The organism is Caballeronia sp. AZ1_KS37, assembly GCF_023631165.1.
In the GTDB taxonomy this organism is placed as follows: domain Bacteria; phylum Pseudomonadota; class Gammaproteobacteria; order Burkholderiales; family Burkholderiaceae; genus Caballeronia; species Caballeronia zhejiangensis.
This window is the reverse complement of the sequence record NZ_JALQDP010000004.1, coordinates 241733-260139: the sequence shown is the minus strand read 5'-3', so window position 1 is coordinate 260139 and position 18407 is coordinate 241733. Positions and strand designations below refer to the sequence as shown.

Genomic DNA, 18407 nt, shown 5'->3' with positions numbered 1-18407 from the left:
CGCGTGCCTACTGCGACGCGCCGACCGCCGGCACGGCGGGGCGCACGTCGCTCGCCGCGGATGGCTGCGCGTTTTCCTCGTCGAACTCGCGCTTCTCGCGGATCGCGTTGAACAGGATCGTGCCGATCACGATCAGCACCACGACGACGATGAACACGCTGACGGCGCGGGTCGGATTCTTTTTCGGCGTACCGTCCGGGCGGCGCGGATCGCGGGGGTCGTGGCTCATGAATGGATTCGTGGCGGCGTGTCGGGAAGAACCCGCTATGGTACTCGGGTTGGGTTTCAGTTGGATTGCGGGGCGCCCATCGTCGTTTCGCAACCCGCGCCGCCATCGCGAAATTCTCTGCTGCACGCGCGCGCTTGAACGCGGCCCGTCCGATTGACGATACTAGTCACGATTCCATGCGCGTCCGATCCCGGGAAGGGCTAAAGGGGCAATCCCGGGATACCTAGTGACCGGACGTGTTGAGCCGCCCGCCCGGGCGGCTTTTCTTATGTGTCGGCGGTTCAGGGTTCGAGCGTGGGGCGCACCGGCAACGCCGTCGAATACTTGATCTGCTCCATCGCGAAACTCGAGCTCACGTCATACAGCGGCACGGCGCGAATGAGTTGCTTGTAGACGCGATCGTAGTCGTCGATATCCGACACCACGACGCGCAACAGATAATCGGTCTCGCCGCTCATCCGGTACACCTCGACCACTTCCGGAATATCGCGCACGGCGCGCGTGAAATCGTCGGCCCAGGTCTGCGTGTGCTGGTTGGTGCGTACCGCGACGAACACCGTCGTCCCGACGCCCAGCTTCTTCGGATCGCACAACGCAACCTGCGCGCGGATCACGCCCGTCTCTTTCAGACGCTGCACGCGTTTCCAGCACGGCGTCTGCGAAAGGTTCACGCGCTGCGCGAGTTCCGCGATGGGCATCGTCACATCCTGCTGAAGCAATTCGAGCAGCTTGCGGTCGATGAGGTCCATTCCCATGCTGCACCCCTTATAGGAAATTATTCTATTTCTTGATGGTCGAGCGGAATTATATGGAAACTAATTCTGGAGGCAAGCCGGTATAAATGAGCGGATCGAACAACAACGACGCGACGGCTCATCCACTATGCGACTCGAACATGTCAGCCGCCTGGCGCGGCCCTCTTCATCGGCTTTGGCGGCTTCCCCGGCCGCCGATTGTGCCGCGTTCCGAAACCCCGCGCTCGAACGACTGTGCCGCGAAATCGACGCCGCATTCGCCGCCGCCGAAGCGGATTCGCGCGCGTCGTTCGGCGAGCGCGTGCGCCTCGCGCTGCAACGCGCGATCGCCGATCCGGGTCTGCTGCGCCCCGATCAGCGCGTGAGCGATCCGCGGAACTATTGCCGTCATCTGCTCGCCGCCGACCCGCTCAACCGTTACGCGATCGCCGCGCTCGTCTGGGAGCCGGGGCAAGCGAGCCCGGTGCATGGTCATCGGACATGGTGCGGCTATGCGGTGATCGATGGCGCGCTCGAAGAAACGCTTTATCGCTGGGATGCAGTCGCCCATCGCGCGATCGAGACGCGGCGTCATCCGCGCGCGCCGGGCGCGGTGTCCTATGTGGATGCGGGACGCGGCGCGATTCATCAGCTCGGCAATCCCGCCGATGCCGCCGCGCGCGCCGTATCGCTGCATGTCTACGGCGTCGCGGGCGAGCAGATCGCCACACACGTCAACGATCTGCTCGCCGCCTGAAAAAGCTCAGCCCTTCCCCGGCTCGGAGGCGGTCGGAATCTGCGGCGGAATCTGCACGGATTGATCGGTCGGCGGCGGCGCCGGCTGGGGTTCGTGCGAAACGTCGCGGGCCGCGGCTGCGGCGATCTTCGTCTCGCGCACAAAGGCCGGCCCGGCCGCGAGTTCTTCTTCCTCTTCCACCGGCGCCGGCGCCTCGCCCGTCCAGATGCGCCGCGCGCGCTCGCGTCCTTCGGCGTCGGCGCCCGACATCGCGTCGCGCGTCATTTGCACGTGCATCTGCGGAACCGGAATCTCGATGCCGGCTTCGTCCATCTTGCGCTTGATACGCAGATTGAACGCCCGCGCGACGCTCCATTGCTGCAACGGGCGCGTCTTGATCTGCCCTTTCACGACCATCCAGTTCGGATCGAAGCGGTCGAGTCCCCACACTTCGACCGGCCCGAGCATTTCGAGCCGATAGCGGAAATCGTCCAGCAGATCCGCGCCGACTTCGCGAATCATCTGCGTGACCTGGTCGACGTCCGCCGAAAACGGCACGCGCACCTCGAACACCGCGTACGCGAAATCGCGCGACAGATTCTTCACCGTCTTGATCTGCGAGAACGGAATCGCGTGGATCGCGCCCTGGCCGTCGCGCAGGCGCACGGTGCGGATCGTCAGGCTTTCGACGATGCCCGCGTGACCGCCTTCAACCTCGATCGAATCGCCGACAGAAATCGTGTCCTCGATGATGATGAAAAGCCCGGTGATCAGATCCGCCACGAGCGATTGCGCGCCGAAACCCACCGCGAGGCCGATCACGCCCGCGCCCGCGAGCAGCGGCGTCACATTCAGGCCGAGATTCGCGGCGGTGACGATCGCGGCGACCGTCAGCAGGAACACGAACACCACGTTGCGCACGAGCGGCAGCATCGTGCGGGCGCGCATGCTCGGGCCGCGTCCGCCACGCCGCGCCGCGTCGGGCCTGAGCGCTTCCTGAATGCCCGTGTCGATCAGAATCCAGATCAGCCAGACGACGAAGAACGTCAGCACGATCATCCCGACCGCGTGCGTGATGCCGCGCGCGGCGACGCTCTCCTCGGCCATGTGCGCGAGCGAGAATCCCCAGAAACGCGACGACAATTCGAGGAACACGAGCCAGACGCCGACCACGATCATCGTGCCGACGAACTTGACGAGCCTGCGCACATACGCCGACTGGCGGCGCGGTTTTCTCGACTTGGGCCGCGTGATACGCACGACGATCGCCGAGAGAAAGAACGCGACGACGAGCAGGCCCGCGGTGGCGATCGCCATCTGCAGCACGTTTTCCGACGTACCGATGCCCATGAGCGTCGCCACGACCGACGCCGACGCGAGCAGCAGCAGCGGCAACTGCCAAAGCGACGCGACCACTTCGAACGTCTCGGTCGCGGCCTTGCGCGTGTTGCGCTGCTCGTACGTGCGGCTGCGGATCAGATGCGCGACGGGCCGCTGGAACGCGAGCGCGAAATACGCGGTGAGCGCCGCGGCGCCCATGTTCGCGCACGTCGAGATCAGCGCGGAGAGATTGGTGCCGAGCTGCTGCGCGACGTCGTAATTCGCGGCGGCGTCGCCGAGCGCGCCGAGCGTGCCGATCAGAAAGAGAAGCCGCCGCGCGCGGCCGATGAGCAGGTTCACCGCGACGCGCCGGTGCGCCGAGCCGAACAGCGAGAACATGATGAGACAGATTGCGGAGAACACCGCGCCCGCGACGATCGCGTAAGCGGTGACCATCGCGAGCGTGCGGCCGAGCGACAGCGGCATGTAGTGCGTGAACGTGAGCGCCGCGAGGAACGCGAACAGGTACGGCGCGACGCGGCGCAGCGTGAAGAGCAGCAGTTCGCGCGTCGTCGGGTTCGAATGCAGGCCGCTGTCGATGCCGAATCGCGCCCGCACGCGCCGCTGCAGATAGACGAGCGCCATCGCGCATGCGCCCCAGCCCGCGAGCGTCGCGAAATAGTTGAAGAGCGTGCGGCCGAACGATTCGCGGCTCTGGCTCGTGACGATCGTGAAAAGCTCGTTGCCGGCGGCGTTGAAGCGTCCGACCCAATAGGCGATAGGCGTCTTGCCGCGCTTCACGTCGGCCTCGATGTTCGTGAGCGCCGACGCGATCGCGCCCAGCAAGCCCGCGTTCTGCGCGATGGTCGCCACGACCGACGATGCCGTCGTTCCCGAAGTCGGCTGTGCGCCCGCTGCCGTGCCGCTCGCGGCGGTGTCCGCCGTCGCGGAGGCCGCCGCCGCGCCGGATGCCGGAGCGGTGGAATCGGCGGCGCGCTTCGCATCGCGCAGATGCTTGAGCTGCGCGACGAGCGCCGTGCGCTGCTTGTCGCTATCGAGGGTGGCGATGATGTTGTCGAGCGAGCGCAGCATCTCGGCGTCGGACATCGCGGGCGCCGACGCGGCATCCGGTGCGGATGCGGGCGCGGCCGGCGTGATCAGTTCCTGGAACGTGGGCAGCGTGAGGGCCTGTGCGGCCTGGACGGCAGGCGAGGCGAACACGATCGACGCGGCCAGCGCGGCGAGCATCGACGACATTGCAAGCGAAAACGCGCGCGCAGCGTGGCGCGCGAGTGCGGCGCGCAACAGCACGCACGCCGCCATCCAGGAGATCGCGCCAGACGCCGCCGCGCTTCGCGGCGCGAGCTTGCGTGACTTCATAACGGTCTCGATTTCTGAAAGTCCGCCAGTTTAGCGGCTATAACAGGGAGGCCGCCCAAAGCGGACGTAACCGAATGTTAAGCGCTTCTGCGTTGATTTTTCAGACGAAACATCTCTATTTATCCATCTCGGTGCGCGCGCCGCTGGACTCGGACGTGGGTCCGGCGACCGAGCCTTGCGCGCTCGCTTGCGGATTCGACGCGCCGCCCGACTGCGCGGACCATTCCTGCAGCTTGCGCCCCGCCGATTGCAAGCCCGCGCCCGTCGCGCTCGCGGCATTGTTGATCGCGGCGTTCGTCGCGCTCGCCGCGCTGTCGAAGTTCGATCGCGCCGTCGCGGCGACGCTGCTCGCGGAGACATCGGGCATCGATCCGGCGCTGTCGATGTTCTGCTGCGCCGATTGTTTCGCGGCATCGACCTTCTGGCCGACGTAGCTCGCCGCCTGGTCGAACTTCTGGCTCGTCTGGCTCGCCAGATTGTTGAGAGCGCTCGCGGCCTGCCCCGCGGTTGCGTCGTGCTTCTCGCACGCGGCCAGCACGCCCAGCGCGGCGAGCGTCACGGCGATGCGGGTCATGGGAGTCATCTGCATGGTGATACCTTCCTTCGTCTCGAAACTCGCGCACATCATACGCTGTCGGTGCGCGTCGCTTCGCGCTGTCACATGCGAAGCGCGGCGCGAATAGTAGACTGATCCGCGCGGCGCGAGCGCGATGGAGCGGCGCGCGGCATCGAGCATCCGACAACCCATTCCCTGACGAGGTTAGCGATGGCTGCCAAGAAGATTCTGTTTCTCACCGGCGATTTCGCCGAGGACTATGAAACGATGGTTCCGTTTCAGGCGTTGCAGGCCGTCGGCCATACGGTGGATGCGGTGTGCCCCGGTAAAAAGCGCGGCGACACCGTGAAGACGGCGATCCACGATTTCGAAGGCGATCAGACTTATACGGAGAAGCCGGGACATCGCTTCACGCTGAATGCGAGCTTCGACGACATCGATCCGGCCCGTTACGACGCGCTCGCGATCGCAGGCGGCCGCGCGCCGGAATATCTGCGCCTGAACGATCGCGTGCTCGAACTCGTGCGGCACTTCGCGCAGGCGAACAAGCCGATCGCCGCGGTCTGCCACGGCGCGCAATTGCTCGCGGCGGCGGGCGTGATCGAAGGGCGGCGCATTTCCGCGTACCCGGCGTGCGCGCCCGAAGTGCGGCTCGCGGGCGCGACTTACGCCGATATCGCCGTCGATGAGGCCATCACCGATGCGAATTTCGTCACCGCGCCCGCATGGCCCGCGCATCCGGCGTGGATCGGGCAATTCCTGACGCTGCTCGGCACTCGAATCGAACTTTGAAACCTTGCATCGCAGGGGAACCTCGCCTCTGGTCAACGGGGTGCGCCAGCCTTACATATAGCTGGCGCAAACGATTTACCCGCGGTGAGCGGCGAATAGAATTTTCCCTCTACATTTCGGAGACTTCTGGTTTTGGCACCCTATACGGTTGGCATATATTTGCCGCCGTCCCGCCTCCCACGAAGTCTCGCACCATGCTCTTCATGAATGTCGCCGTCGCCCTTGTCGCAGGGTTGATGCTCTTCGAGCCGTTCACTCGCGCCCCTGTCTCCCGCTTCACCACTCCACGCATGCGTCGCAGTCTCGCTCACCGCGCTTTCTGTCAGGCGGGCGCTGCATTCTTCGCGGCTCTGCTCATCGCGACGAGCCCGCCCGCGCCCGAACGAATTTCGCCGCTCGTCGTGTACTCGGTCGCGCTATTGCTGGTGTGCGCAGCGGTCTACTGGATCGGGCGCGGCAAACGCTTGCTTCGGCAGCCACGCGTGTTTGCGAACATGTATTGATCTCCAGCGCGGCGCACATTGCGCCGCGTTTTGCTTTCGGCAGCGAAGATGACTGCCGCTTCTCTCCCCATCATTTCCTTTCGACGTCCGAACGACGAGACCCGGCTCCCCCGCGCTTTCCGGTATATTCGCGCCAAGACTTTCGACGAACGCACGGACGAAAAAAAAGGCGCTACGTTTCCGTAGCGCCTTAAAAGTTCTAGCCATTCCGAGGGCCGTGCTAGAACCTGAGAGCCTGTCTCCGAAGCTCGGGCGGTAAGCGCTGAAGCGCACGTCACCCCGGGTTTCGAAATTCGGTTCCATTTTTTCCGGGATCGCTGCTCAAGTCAAGCAAAATCTCGCGGTCCGGGCAACTGCCCAAGTTTCGTTCAACATGCACCGAAACACATAAAAGTTTCATTGCGGGTACAGCTTATTCTGAAGGTTTGCATCGTTTGCAAGTTTCTCGTGCTGGCCTTGTAGAATTGCGCCAGGTCATCAAACAAAACGATGTTTCACTTAACGAATGCCTATGCAAAACGAACCGTCGGTGGGCCGCGAACGCGCCCGGGAGAAGGACGGCGAGGAAGTCACCGCGCTCGCCCGCGGGCTCGATGTGCTGCGCCGGATCGCCGCCGCGGACGCGCCGGTGAGCAATCGAGAACTGACCGACTGGACGGGAATTCCGAAGCCCACGATATCCCGGATCACCGCGACGCTCGTCGGCGCCGGATTGCTGCACCGCTTGCCCGACAGCGAGCGCTTCGTGCTGACGGCGTCCGTTCTCGAACTGAGCAACGGATTCTTACGTAATTTCGATATTCGCGCTCGAGCGCGCCCGTTTCTTATCCGTCTCGCCGAGCGCACTGGTCTCTCGGTGCACCTCGCCGTGCGCGATCGTTTGGAGATGGTTGTAATCGATGCCATTCGGCCGCGGTCCGCCGTTCTGGTGTCGCGGCTGGAAGTCGGCGGCAGGATGGACCTGAGCCGCACCGCTGTCGGACGCGCGTATCTCGCGGTGTTGTCCGACGCGGATCGGCGTGCGCTGATCGGCAGCTTGCAGATCGCATCCGGCGACGACTGGCCGGCCATTGCGGGCGGCTTGCAACGCGGCCTCGACGATGCGTTGCGCCTCGGCTTCGCGATCTCCATCGGCGAATGGCATCACGGATTGAATGCGGTCGCGGCGGGCTTCGTCGGGCCGTCCGAAGAACGCTATTCGGTCAATTGCGGCGGCGCCGCGCATCAGTGTCCGCGCGACATATTGATCGACGAGGTCGCGCCCGCCCTGCTCGATTGCGTCGAGCAGATCACACGCGAGATCGGCGGAACGCACGCCCCGAACCTATTGCGCGCCGCCAGTTAGACTACGCGACGGCCGCCGCGCGGCCGAACGCCTTCGAAAGCGCGGCCGGTTGCGCGTGTAACACTCGTAATCAACAGAAAGAAAGGCCGGTGGACGCCCTCGGGTGCGGGACGTAGCATCATGCTTCGCGCGCACCGGGGTCGCGCCGGATTGCTCGCCTAACTCGACAGGCAGCCTTTCCAGCCGCTTTCAACGGCCCCGCGTCATTCACGGCCTCCGCTTCGGTCTCGGTTCATGCGCGCGGCGCATCGTCTGGCGCTTGAACCGTGACCGCCGCCCGTCCGCGCTCCGAACAGATTTGAAAGACCAGCCTCCAAACCGATGGACGACCAAAAGAATCCCCCAGGGCACTCGCGCCCGACGCCTCCGACGCCTGCCGCCATCGAACCCGCGCCGCGGCGGCGCCGGGTCGTGCCGCTCATCGTCGCGATCCTGATCGTCGCCGGCGCAGTTGCGTGGTGGCATCCGTGGAATCGCGGCGAGAGCGGCGGCACGAGCGGCGCGCCGGAAGCCCGTCAAGGCGGAAGGCGCGGCATGCCGAATCCGATGAATCAGCCGCAGCCGGTGCATGTCGCGACCGTCACGCAAGGCGAAATGCCCGTGGTCATCAATTCGCTCGGCACCGTGACGCCGCTCGCGAACGTCACGGTCAAGACGCAGTTGAACGGCACGCTCGTCGATGTCGCGTTCAAGGAAGGCCAGATGGTCAAGAAGGGCGACGTGCTCGCGCAGATCGATCCGCGTCCGTATGAAATCTCGCTGCGCAACGCCGAGGGCACGCTCGCGAAAGACCAGGCGCTGCTGCAGACCGCGCGCCTCGACCTGCAGCGCTATCAGACGCTGCTCTCGCAGGATTCCATCGCGAAACAGCAGGTCGACACGCAGGCGTCGCTCGTCAAGCAGTACGAAGGCGCGGTGAAGTCGGATCAGGCCAACGTCGATACCTACAAGCTCGATCTGACCTACGCGCGCATCACGGCGCCGGTGTCGGGGCGCGTCGGCTTGCGTCAGGTCGATCCGGGCAACTACGTGACGACGGGCGACACGAACGGCGTCGTCGTCATCACGCAGTTGCAGCCGATCAGCGTGATCTTCACCACGTCCGAAGACAATCTCGCCGCGATTCTCAAGCCGCTGCACGCGGGCACGAAGATGTCGGTCACGGCGTATGACCGCGCCAATACCACGTCGCTCGAAGCGGGCTATCTCGAGACCGTCGACAACCAGATCGACACGACGACCGGCACCGTCAAGCTGCGCGCTACCTTCGACAACAAGGAAGGCATGCTTTTCCCGAATCAGTTCGTGAACACGAAGCTGCTCGTCGATGTCATCAAGAACGCGACCATCGTGCCGACGCCGGCGGTGCTCAACGGTTCGTCGGGCGCGTTCGTGTACGTCGTGAAGCCGGACAACACCGTCACCGTGCGCAACGTGAAAACCGGCCCGGTCGACGGCGAGCGCACCAGCATCAAATCCGGACTGCAAGTCGGCGAGCGCGTGGTCATCGACGGCTCGGACCGCCTGAAGGAAGGCGCGAAAATCACGATTCCGGCTGAAAAGGCGAAAGCGGCATCGGGCGCGTCGGGCGCGTCGGGTGCATCGGGCGCGTCGGCTGCGGCGCCAGCTTCGGCGGCGTCGGGTGCGCGCCACGGCGGTCATCGGCGTCAGCAATCGCAGCAGTAAGCGCAATTCGAAAGCATGAATCCATCCCGCATTTTTATTCTGCGTCCGGTCGGCACGGCGCTCCTGATGGCGGCGATCATGCTGGTCGGCCTCGTCGCGTTGCGCTTTTTGCCGCTCTCGGCGCTGCCCGCCGTCGACTATCCGACGATCCAGGTCCAGACGTTCTATCCGGGCGCGTCGCCCGACGTGATGACGTCGAGCGTCACGGCGCCGCTCGAAAAGCAGTTCGGGCAGATGGCGAGCCTGAACCAGATGTCGTCGCAAAGCTCCGCGGGCGCATCGGTCATCACGCTGCAGTTCAGCCTTGATTTGCCGCTCGATATCGCCGAACAGGAAGTGCAGGCGGCGATCAACGCAGCGGGCAACCTGCTGCCGTCCGACCTGCCCGCGCCCCCGATCTACGCAAAGGTGAACCCCGCAGACGCGCCGATCATGACGCTCGCGGTCAGCTCGAAAACCTTGCCGCTGACACAAGTGCAAGACCTCGCCGACACGCGTCTCGCGCAGAAGATCTCGCAGGTCGCGGGCGTCGGCCTCGTATCGGTGAGCGGCGGCAATCGCCCTGCCGTGCGGATTCGCGCGAACACGCGCGCGCTGGCGTCGTATGGCCTGAACATCGACGATCTGCGCACGACGATCTCGAACCTCAACGTCAACACGCCGAAGGGCAACTTCGACGGCCCGACGCGCGCCTACACCATCAACGCGAACGACCAGCTCACCGACGCCAACGCGTACAAGAGCGCGGTCGTCGCGTATCGCAACGGCCGTCCGGTGATGCTGACGGACGTCGCGAGCATCGTCGAGGGGCCGGAGAACACGAAGCTCGGCGCATGGGTCGATTCGACGCCCGCGATCATCCTGAACGTGCAGCGTCAGCCGGGCGCGAACGTGATTGCGGTGGTCGACGGCATCAAGAAGGTCCTGCCGCAATTGCAGCAATCGCTGCCGGCCGCGCTCGACGTGCGCGTCGTCACGGACCGCACGACGACCATCCGCGCTTCGGTGCGCGACGTGCAGTTCGAACTCGCGCTGTCCGTCGTGCTGGTCGTGCTCGTCATCTATCTGTTCCTCGCGAACGTCTACGCGACCATCATTCCGAGCTTGTCGGTGCCGCTGTCGCTCGTCGGCACACTCGCGATCATGTACCTGTGCGGCTTCTCGCTCGACAACCTCTCGCTGATGGCGCTGACCATCGCGACCGGCTTCGTGGTCGACGACGCCATCGTGATGATCGAGAACATCGCGCGTTACGTCGAGGAAGGCGATCCGCCGCTCGAAGCGGCGCTGAAGGGTTCGAAGCAGATCGGCTTCACCATCATCTCGCTGACGGTCTCGCTCATCGCCGTGCTGATTCCGCTGCTTTTCATGGGCGATGTCGTCGGCCGCCTCTTCCACGAGTTCGCGATCACGCTCGCGGTGACCATCGTCATTTCGGCAATCGTCTCGCTCACGCTCGTGCCGATGATGTGCGCAAAACTTCTGCGCCACACGCCGCCGAAGGAAAGCAAGCGCTTCGAGGCGCGCGCGCATCAGTTCATCGATTACGTGATCGGGCGTTACGCGGTCGCGCTGGAATGGGTGCTCGCGCGCCAACGCGCGACGCTGTTCGTCTTCGTGCTCACGCTCATTCTGACCGCCGTGCTGTACGTGTACATTCCGAAGGGCTTTTTCCCGACGCAGGACACCGGCGTGATCCAGGCGATTACGCAGGCGCCGCAGGCCGCGTCGTATCAGGCTGTCGCGGACCAGCAGCAGGCGCTCGCGAAGAAGATTCTGCAGAACCCGGACGTCGAAAGCCTCACCTCGTTCGTCGGCGTGGACGGCTCGAACATCACGCTGAACAGCGGGCGCATGCTCATCAACCTGAAGCCGCGCGACGACCGCAGCAATACGTCGAGCGATGTCATCCGCGAGATTCAGAGCGAAGTCGCCGATATTCCCGGCATCAAGCTGTACATGCAGCCGGTGCAGGATTTGACGATCGATTCGACCGTCAGCCCGACGCAGTATCAGTTCATGCTGACGGACCCGAACGCGTCGGAGTTCGCGGAATGGGTGCCAAAGCTCGTCGAGCGGCTGCAACACACGTCCGTGCTGACGGACGTCGCCACCGATCTGCAGCAGAACGGCCAGTCGGTGTATATCGAGATCGACCGCGAGACAGCCGCGCGCTTCGGCATCACGCCCGCGACCGTCGACAATGCGCTCTACGATGCATTCGGCCAGCGCATCATCTCGACGATTTTCACGCAATCGAACCAGTACCGCGTGATTCTCGAAGCCGAACCGTCCGACGCGCATTACAGCGAAACGCTGAACGGCATCTATCTGCCCTCTTCCACCGCGACCAACGGTCAGGTGCCGCTCTCGGCCATCGCGAAGTTCCACGAACGCGCGGCGCCCTTGCTCGTCACGCACCTCGGCCAGTTCCCGGCGACGACCGTTTCCTTCAATCTCGCGAAGGGCGCGTCGCTCGGGGAGGCCGTGAAAGCAATCGAGCAGGCCAAGGAGGAAATCGGCTTGCCCGCGTCGTTCCAGATCCGCTATCAGGGCGCCGCGCTCGCGTTCCAGGCGTCGCTGTCGAACGAGCTGTTCCTGATTCTCGCGGCCATCGTCACGATGTATATCGTGCTCGGCGTGCTGTACGAGAGCTTCATCCATCCGATCACGATTCTCTCGACGCTGCCGTCCGCAGGCGTCGGCGCCCTGCTCTCGCTGATGATCACCGGGCACGATCTGGACATCATCGGCATCATCGGCATCGTGCTTCTGATCGGCATCGTGAAGAAAAACGCGATCATGATGATCGACTTCGCGCTCGAAGCGGAGCGCGATCAGGGCAAGCCCCCGCGCGAAGCGATCTTCCAGGCGTGTCTGCTGCGCTTCCGCCCGATTCTGATGACCACGATGGCCGCGCTCCTCGGCGCACTGCCGCTGATGCTCGGTTGGGGCGCGGGCTCGGAGCTGCGGCGTCCGCTCGGCGTGGCGATCGTCGGCGGCCTGATCGTGTCGCAGTTGCTCACGCTGTTCACGACGCCCGTCATCTATCTCGGCTTCGATTCGCTCGCCCGCAAGCTGCGCGCGCGCTTTCATCGCGACGCGCCGCCGGCCCCGGCCAGCGAGGGCCGCTGAGTCATGAACCTGTCGCGCATCTTCATCGCCCGGCCCGTCGCCACGACGCTGCTCGCGGTCGGCATCGCGCTCGCGGGCATGTTCGCGTTCGTGCGCTTGCCGGTGGCGCCGTTGCCGCAAGTCGATTTTCCGACCATCTCCGTGCAGGCGTCCTTGCCCGGCGCGAGTCCGGAGACGGTGGCGACGAGCGTCGCGAGTCCGCTGGAGCGACATCTGGGCACCATCGCCGATGTCAGCGAAATGACCTCGATGAGCTCTGTCGGCACGACGCGCATCACGCTGCAATTCGGCCTGAATCGCGATATCGACGGCGCCGCGCGCGACGTGCAGGCCGCGATCAACGCCGCGCGCGCCGACCTGCCGACCGCGCTGCGCCAGAATCCGACGTACCACAAGGTCAACCCCGCCGACGCGCCGATTCTCGTGCTCGCGCTCTCCTCGCCCACGCGCACGGCGGGCTCGCTCTACGATTCGGCGGCGACCGTGCTGCAGCAGACGCTCTCGACCGTGCCGGGCGTCGGCGAAGTGGACGTGAGCGGCTCGGCGAATCCGGCCGTGCGCGTCGAGCTCGAGCCGGGTGCGCTCTTTCACTACGGCATCGGGCTGGAGGACGTGCGCGCCGCGCTGGCGTCGGCGAACGCGAACAGTCCGAAGGGCGCGATCGAGTTCAAGGGCACGCGCGTCCAGCTCTACACCAACGATCAGGCGAGCAAGGCCGCGCAGTACAGGGACCTCGTGGTCGCGTACCGCAACGGCGCGGCGGTGAAGCTTTCGGATGTCGGCGAAGTGGTCGATTCCGTCGAAGACTTGCGCAATCTCGGCCTCATCAACAACAAGCGCGCGGTGCTCGTGATCCTGTATCGCCAGCCGGGCGCGAACATCATCGAGACGATCGACCGCGTGAAGTCGATGCTGCCGCAGTTGCAGGCCGCGCTTCCCGCCGACGTGCAGATCACGCCGACCGCCGACCGCTCCACGACCATCCGCGCATCGCTGCACGATACCGAGCTCACGCTCGTGATCGCCGTGGCGCTCGTCGTGATGGTCGTGTTCCTGTTCCTGCGCAACTGGCGCGCGACGCTGATACCGAGCGTCGCCGTGCCGATCTCGATCATCGGCACGTTCGCGGCGATGTATCTGCTCGGCTTCTCGCTCGACAATCTCTCGCTGATGGCGCTGACCATCGCGACGGGCTTCGTCGTCGACGACGCGATCGTCGTGCTCGAGAACATCACGCGGCATGTGGAAAAAGGCGTGCCGCGGATGCAGGCCGCCATACTCGGCGCGCGCGAAGTCGGCTTCACGGTGCTGTCGATCAGCGTGTCGCTCGTCGCCGTGTTCCTGCCCATTTTGCTGATGGGCGGCATCGTCGGGCGGCTGTTCCGCGAGTTCGCGCTCACGCTGTCGCTCGCGATCGCGGTGTCGCTCGTCGTCTCGCTGACCGTCACGCCGATGATGTGCTCGCGCCTGCTCGAAGAGCCGCACGAGCGCAAGCAGGAAGGCCGCGTCGCGCGCTGGCTGGAGCGCCAGTTCGATCGCATGCAGCGCGGCTATGCGCGCACGCTCGGCTGGGCGCTCACGCATCCGCGCACGATTCTCCTGATCCTGCTGGCGACCATCGGGCTGAACGTTTATCTGTACGTCATCGTGCCGAAGGGCTTTTTCCCGCAGCAGGACACGGGCCGCATCATCGGCGGCATTCAGGCGGACCAGAGCACGTCGTTCCAGGCGATGAAACTCAAGTTCGCCGAGATGATGAAGATCGTCGAAGCGGACCCGGCCGTCGACAGCGTCGCGGGCTTCACGGGCGGGCGCTCGACCAATTCGGGCTTCATGTTCATCTCGCTCAAACCGAAGAGCGTGCGCAAGGTGTCCGCCGATCAGGTCATCAACCGCCTGCGCAAGCCGCTCGCGGATGTCGCCGGCGCGCGCACCTTCCTTCAGGCGGTGCAGGACATTCGCGTGGGCGGGCGGCAATCGAACGCGCAATATCAGTTCACGCTGCTGTCCGACTCCACGGCGGACTTGTACAAGTGGGGGCCGCTTCTCACCGAGGCGCTGCAAAAGCGCCCCGAACTCGCCGATGTCAATTCCGACCAGCAGCAAGGCGGCCTCGAAGCGATGGTCACGTTCGACCGCGCGACGGCCGCGCGCCTCGGCATCAAGCCCGCGCAGATCGACAACACGCTCTACGACGCATTCGGCCAGCGGCAGGTATCGACCATCTACAACCCGCTGTCGCAGTATCACGTCGTGATGGAGCTCGCGCCGAAATACTGGCAGGACCCGGAGATGCTCAAGCAGATTTACATCAGCACGTCGGGCGGCACGGCGAGCGGTTCGGCATCGACGCAATCGACGACCACGTCCGGCACGACGACGACCGCGTCCACTTCGGCGACGGGATCGACGGGCGCGGGCGGTTCCTCGACGAGCACGTCCGACACAACCGCTGCCCTTGCGCTGGCCGCCGTGAAGAACTCGGCGACCAACGCGATCGCCGCGACGGGCAAGAACGGGTCGTCGTCGGGTGCTGCGGTGTCGACATCGAAGGAAACGATGGTGCCGCTTTCCGCGATTGCGAAGTTCGGGCCCGGCAACACGCCGCTTTCGGTGAATCACCAGAGCCAGTTCGTCGCATCGACGATCTCGTTCAATTTGCCGCCGGGCAAGTCGCTCTCCGACGCGACCGCGGCGATCTACGAGACCATGGCCACGATCGGCGTGCCGCAGACCATTCACGGCAGCTTCCAGGGCACGGCGCAGGCGTTCCAGCAATCGCTCAACGACCAGCCGCTCCTTATTCTGGCGGCGCTCGCAGCGGTTTACATCGTGCTCGGGATTCTGTACGAGAGCTACATCCATCCGATCACGATTCTCTCTACTTTGCCGTCGGCGGGCATCGGTGCGCTGCTCGCGTTGCTGTTGTTCAAGACGGAGTTCAGCATCATCGCGCTGATCGCGGTTATTCTGCTGATCGGCATCGTGAAGAAGAACGCGATCATGATGGTCGATTTCGCGATCGAGGCGACGCGCCACGGCGCGCAGACGCCGCAGGACGCGATCCGCGAGGCGTGTCTGTTGCGCTTTCGCCCGATCATGATGACGACCGCCGCCGCCCTGCTCGGTGCGCTGCCGCTGGCGTTCGGCAGCGGCGAAGGTTCGGAGATGCGTGCGCCGCTCGGGATCGCGATCGTTGGCGGGTTGATCGTGAGTCAAATGCTCACGCTCTATACGACGCCTGTGGTCTATCTTTATATGGATCGGTTTCGGATTCGCGCGGAAGAACGGCGCGCTCGGCGGCAGCGCGGGGCGGGGCCGGCTGGCGCGGCGGAGTGAGGTTTTGCTCTTTGTTTTCTCCGGATCGCGGAGTGGGCGTTTGTTGTTGGTCCTTCGCCGGATCCCGGAGTGGGCGTTTGTTCTTGGTCCGTCGCCGGATGCCGGAGTGGGCGTTTGTTCTTGGTCCTTCGCCGGATCCCGTTTTGCTCTCGGTCTATTAGCACTGCCGCCCCGCACAGGGGCAACGTTAATAGACCGACACGAAACCGGGATCCGGCGAAAGCCGAAGCCACCGACCAAAAAAAAGGAACCGCAAGCAAAGGAGACTTCCGCACATGAACTCGCTGAAGGTTCTGCTGATCGGCGCCCACGGCCGCACGGGCCGCCTCATCGCCGAGCGATTGCATCGGCAAGCCATGCCATTCCGCGCAATGCTGCGCAAATCCGCGCACAAGAGCGAGTTCGCGGCGATGGGCGCCGAAATCCTGCTAGGCGATCTCACCAACGACTTTTCTCACGCCTTCGATGACATCACGCATGTGATCTACGCAGCCGGATCGGCGGACAACGAAGGCGTCAACGAGGAACGCGCGATCGATCGCGATGCCGTCATGCGCACCGCCGATTACGCCAGGCGCCGCCGCGTGCAGCAGCTCGTCGTCGTGAGCGCGCTATCCGCACTTCATCCGGCGCGAAGCAGTTTTGCATTGCGCCATTACTCGCGGATGAAGCGCGAAGCCGACGAATACGTCGCGCATCGCGGTGTGCCGTTCGCGGTTCTTCGGCCAGGGCCTTTATCGGACGCGCCGCCGCGCGGGACCATCGCGCTCGCCGACGAACTCACTGAACACACGCCCGAAGTCGCACGCGCCGACGTCGCGCGCATCGCCGTGCGATGTGTGACGCTCGGCATCCGCGACCGATTGATCGCGTTCGTCGGCGGCGACGTGCCGATCGATACCGCGCTCGCTTCGCTCAGCGCGGTCCGTCACGCCACGCCGACGAGCCTGTAACCCACGCCCGTCTCGGTCACGATATGTTCCGGCTGCGCGGGATCGCGCTCCAGCTTCTGCCGCAGATGCGCCATGTAAATGCGCAGATAATGCGGGCTTTCGACATGCGACGGCCCCCACACTTCCACCAGCAATTGCCGATGCGTCAGCACTCGCCCCGCGTGACGCACGAGCGTCGATAGCAGCCGGTATTCGATCGGCGTCAGATGCACGTTTTCGGCGTGCTTCGTGACGCGGCGCAGCGCGAGATCGACGGTCACATCGCCGAAAGTCACGACCGGCGTCTCGCTCGCGGACGCCTGATTGCGCCGCCGCAAATGCGCGCGAATCCGCGCCATCAGCTCGGAAACGCCGAAGGGCTTCGTGAGGTAATCGTCGGCGCCGGCATCGAGCGCGGCGACTTTCTCCTCCTCCTGCGTGCGCGCCGACAGCACGATGATCGGCAGCTCGGTCCAGCCGCGCAGTTCGCGGATCACGTCGATGCCGTCGGTGTCCGGCAGGCCGAGATCGACGATCACGAGATCGGGCTTGCGCGTCGCGGCTTCGACGAGACCTTTCTGACCGGTGTCCGCTTCGTGGACCGTCATGCCCTGCGCTTCGAGCGACACGCGCACGAAGCGCCGAATCTGCTTCTCATCCTCGATCAGGACGACGGTAAAGGACGGCTCGCTCATCGGATAGCCGTCCGCGCGGTTTCGCGTCGCTTCACGGCAGAAGAATCGTCGAGCCGGTCGTCCTGCGCGCTTCGAGGTCTTCGTGCGCGCGCGCCGCTTCCGACAGCGGATAACGCTGGCGCACGTTCGTCTTCACTTTCCCCGACGACACGACATCGAACAGTTCCGCCGCCATCGTGTCGAGATCGCTGCGTTTGGCGATGTAGCTGAAAAGCGTCGGCCGCGTGAAATACAGCGAGCCGCGACCGGCCAGCTCCGACGAATCGAGCGGCGGCAACGGGCCCGACGAATTGCCGAAGCTCACGAAAAGCCCAAGCGGCGACAGGCAATCTAGCGACGCGATATACGTGTCCTTGCCGATCGAATCGTAGACGACAGGCACGCCCGCGCCGTTCGTGATCTCGCGCACGCGCTGCGTGAAATTCTCGCGCGCGTAGACGATCGGATGATCGCAGCCGTGCGCCTTCGCGAGCTCGGCTTTCTCGTCGGAGCCGACCGTGCCGATCACCGTCGCGCCGAGCGCCTTCGCCCACTGACACGCGAGCATGCCGACGCCGCCGGCCGCCGCGTGGATCAGCACCGTGTCGCCCGCCTTCACGCGATACGTCCGGCGCAGCAGATATTGCGCGGTCAAACCCTGCAGCATGATCGACGCGGCATCTTCGTAGCCGATCGAATCGGGCAGCTTGACGACGTAATCCGCCGACATCACGCGCTCTTCCGCATAGGCGCCCGGCGGGCGCGACGCATAGGCGACGCGATCGCCCGGCTTGAACTGCGTGATGCCCTCGCCCACCGCCGTCACCTCGCCGGCCGCTTCCATGCCGAGGCCGCCCGGCAGCGGCATCGGATACAGGCCGGTGCGAAAGTACACGTCGATGAAATTGAGGCCCACCGCATGATGCTTCACGCGGATTTCGCCCTTGCCCGGCGCGCCCACGTCCACGTCGACCCACTTCATGACTTCGGGGCCGCCTGCCTTGTCAAATCGGATTGCCTTGGTCATCGCTCGTTCGTCTCCTTTG

General features: G+C 64.8%; 14 protein-coding genes. 8 read left to right on the top strand and 6 right to left on the bottom strand.

The genetic code is table 11. The features are described 5' to 3' along the window. Positions 1–7 precede the first annotated feature (7 nt). Positions 8–229 carry a hypothetical protein gene (locus NCS00_RS05020; protein WP_008350594.1) on the bottom strand — a complete coding sequence of 74 codons (222 nt, stop codon included), beginning with the start codon at positions 227–229 and terminating at the stop codon, positions 8–10. 281 nt (positions 230–510) lie between these two features. Continuing rightward, positions 511–984, bottom strand: coding sequence for an Lrp/AsnC family transcriptional regulator (locus NCS00_RS05015; RefSeq protein ID WP_033536869.1), 474 nt, complete (start codon positions 982–984; stop codon positions 511–513). Between the two features lie 127 nt (positions 985–1111). Here NCS00_RS05015 and NCS00_RS05010 point away from each other — a divergent pair, with 127 nt between their 5' ends. Next, positions 1112–1720, top strand: coding sequence for a cysteine dioxygenase family protein (locus NCS00_RS05010; RefSeq protein ID WP_051079032.1), 609 nt, complete (start codon positions 1112–1114; stop codon positions 1718–1720). Positions 1721–1726: 6 nt separating this feature from the next. Here NCS00_RS05010 and NCS00_RS05005 read toward each other — a convergent pair whose 3' ends face one another. Together NCS00_RS05005 and NCS00_RS05000 are read right to left on the bottom strand one after the other, a co-directional pair. Then, positions 1727–4399, bottom strand: a complete 2673-nt coding sequence (locus NCS00_RS05005) for a mechanosensitive ion channel family protein (protein ID WP_250439451.1) — start codon at positions 4397–4399, stop codon at positions 1727–1729. Between the two features lie 115 nt (positions 4400–4514). Next, the gene (locus tag NCS00_RS05000; protein ID WP_051079045.1) at positions 4515–4988 is read right to left on the bottom strand and encodes a BCAL1086 family glycoprotein; all 474 of its coding nucleotides are present in this window, start codon (positions 4986–4988) and stop codon (positions 4515–4517) included. A gap of 177 nt (positions 4989–5165) precedes the next feature. Between NCS00_RS05000 and NCS00_RS04995 the strand changes: the two genes are divergently transcribed. The 7 genes from NCS00_RS04995 (at position 5166) to NCS00_RS04965 (ending at position 16708) form a co-directional block, all read left to right on the top strand. After that, positions 5166–5747, top strand: a complete 582-nt coding sequence (locus NCS00_RS04995) for a DJ-1/PfpI family protein (RefSeq protein WP_250439448.1) — start codon at positions 5166–5168, stop codon at positions 5745–5747. 194 nt (positions 5748–5941) lie between these two features. Next, entirely contained in the window at positions 5942–6250 is a 309-nt protein-coding gene (locus tag NCS00_RS04990; RefSeq protein WP_144403775.1) for a hypothetical protein, read from the top strand. A gap of 511 nt (positions 6251–6761) precedes the next feature. Beyond that, positions 6762–7595 (top strand): IclR family transcriptional regulator, encoded by an 834-nt coding sequence (locus NCS00_RS04985; protein ID WP_008350606.1) that lies wholly within the window; start codon positions 6762–6764, stop codon positions 7593–7595. A 321-nt stretch (positions 7596–7916) separates the two neighbouring features. Continuing rightward, positions 7917–9281, top strand: coding sequence for an MdtA/MuxA family multidrug efflux RND transporter periplasmic adaptor subunit (locus NCS00_RS04980; RefSeq protein WP_250434328.1), 1365 nt, complete (start codon positions 7917–7919; stop codon positions 9279–9281). A 15-nt stretch (positions 9282–9296) separates the two neighbouring features. Further along, positions 9297–12416: an MdtB/MuxB family multidrug efflux RND transporter permease subunit gene (locus NCS00_RS04975; protein WP_250439446.1), complete on the top strand. Its 3120-nt coding sequence runs from the start codon at positions 9297–9299 to the stop codon at positions 12414–12416. Positions 12417–12419: 3 nt separating this feature from the next. Then, positions 12420–15755 (top strand): efflux RND transporter permease subunit, encoded by a 3336-nt coding sequence (locus tag NCS00_RS04970; protein WP_250439444.1) that lies wholly within the window; start codon positions 12420–12422, stop codon positions 15753–15755. Between the two features lie 275 nt (positions 15756–16030). Continuing rightward, the gene (locus NCS00_RS04965; protein ID WP_008350614.1) at positions 16031–16708 is read left to right on the top strand and encodes an SDR family oxidoreductase; all 678 of its coding nucleotides are present in this window, start codon (positions 16031–16033) and stop codon (positions 16706–16708) included. On the opposite strand, the gene kdpE is transcribed toward NCS00_RS04965, so the two are convergent. Further along, positions 16684–17382: a two-component system response regulator KdpE gene (gene kdpE / locus NCS00_RS04960; RefSeq protein ID WP_008350616.1), complete on the bottom strand. Its 699-nt coding sequence runs from the start codon at positions 17380–17382 to the stop codon at positions 16684–16686. The genes NCS00_RS04965 and kdpE overlap by 25 nt on opposite strands. Before the next feature lie 31 nt (positions 17383–17413). Beyond that, positions 17414–18388, bottom strand: coding sequence for a quinone oxidoreductase family protein (locus NCS00_RS04955; RefSeq protein WP_250439441.1), 975 nt, complete (start codon positions 18386–18388; stop codon positions 17414–17416). Positions 18389–18407: the final 19 nt, after the last annotated feature.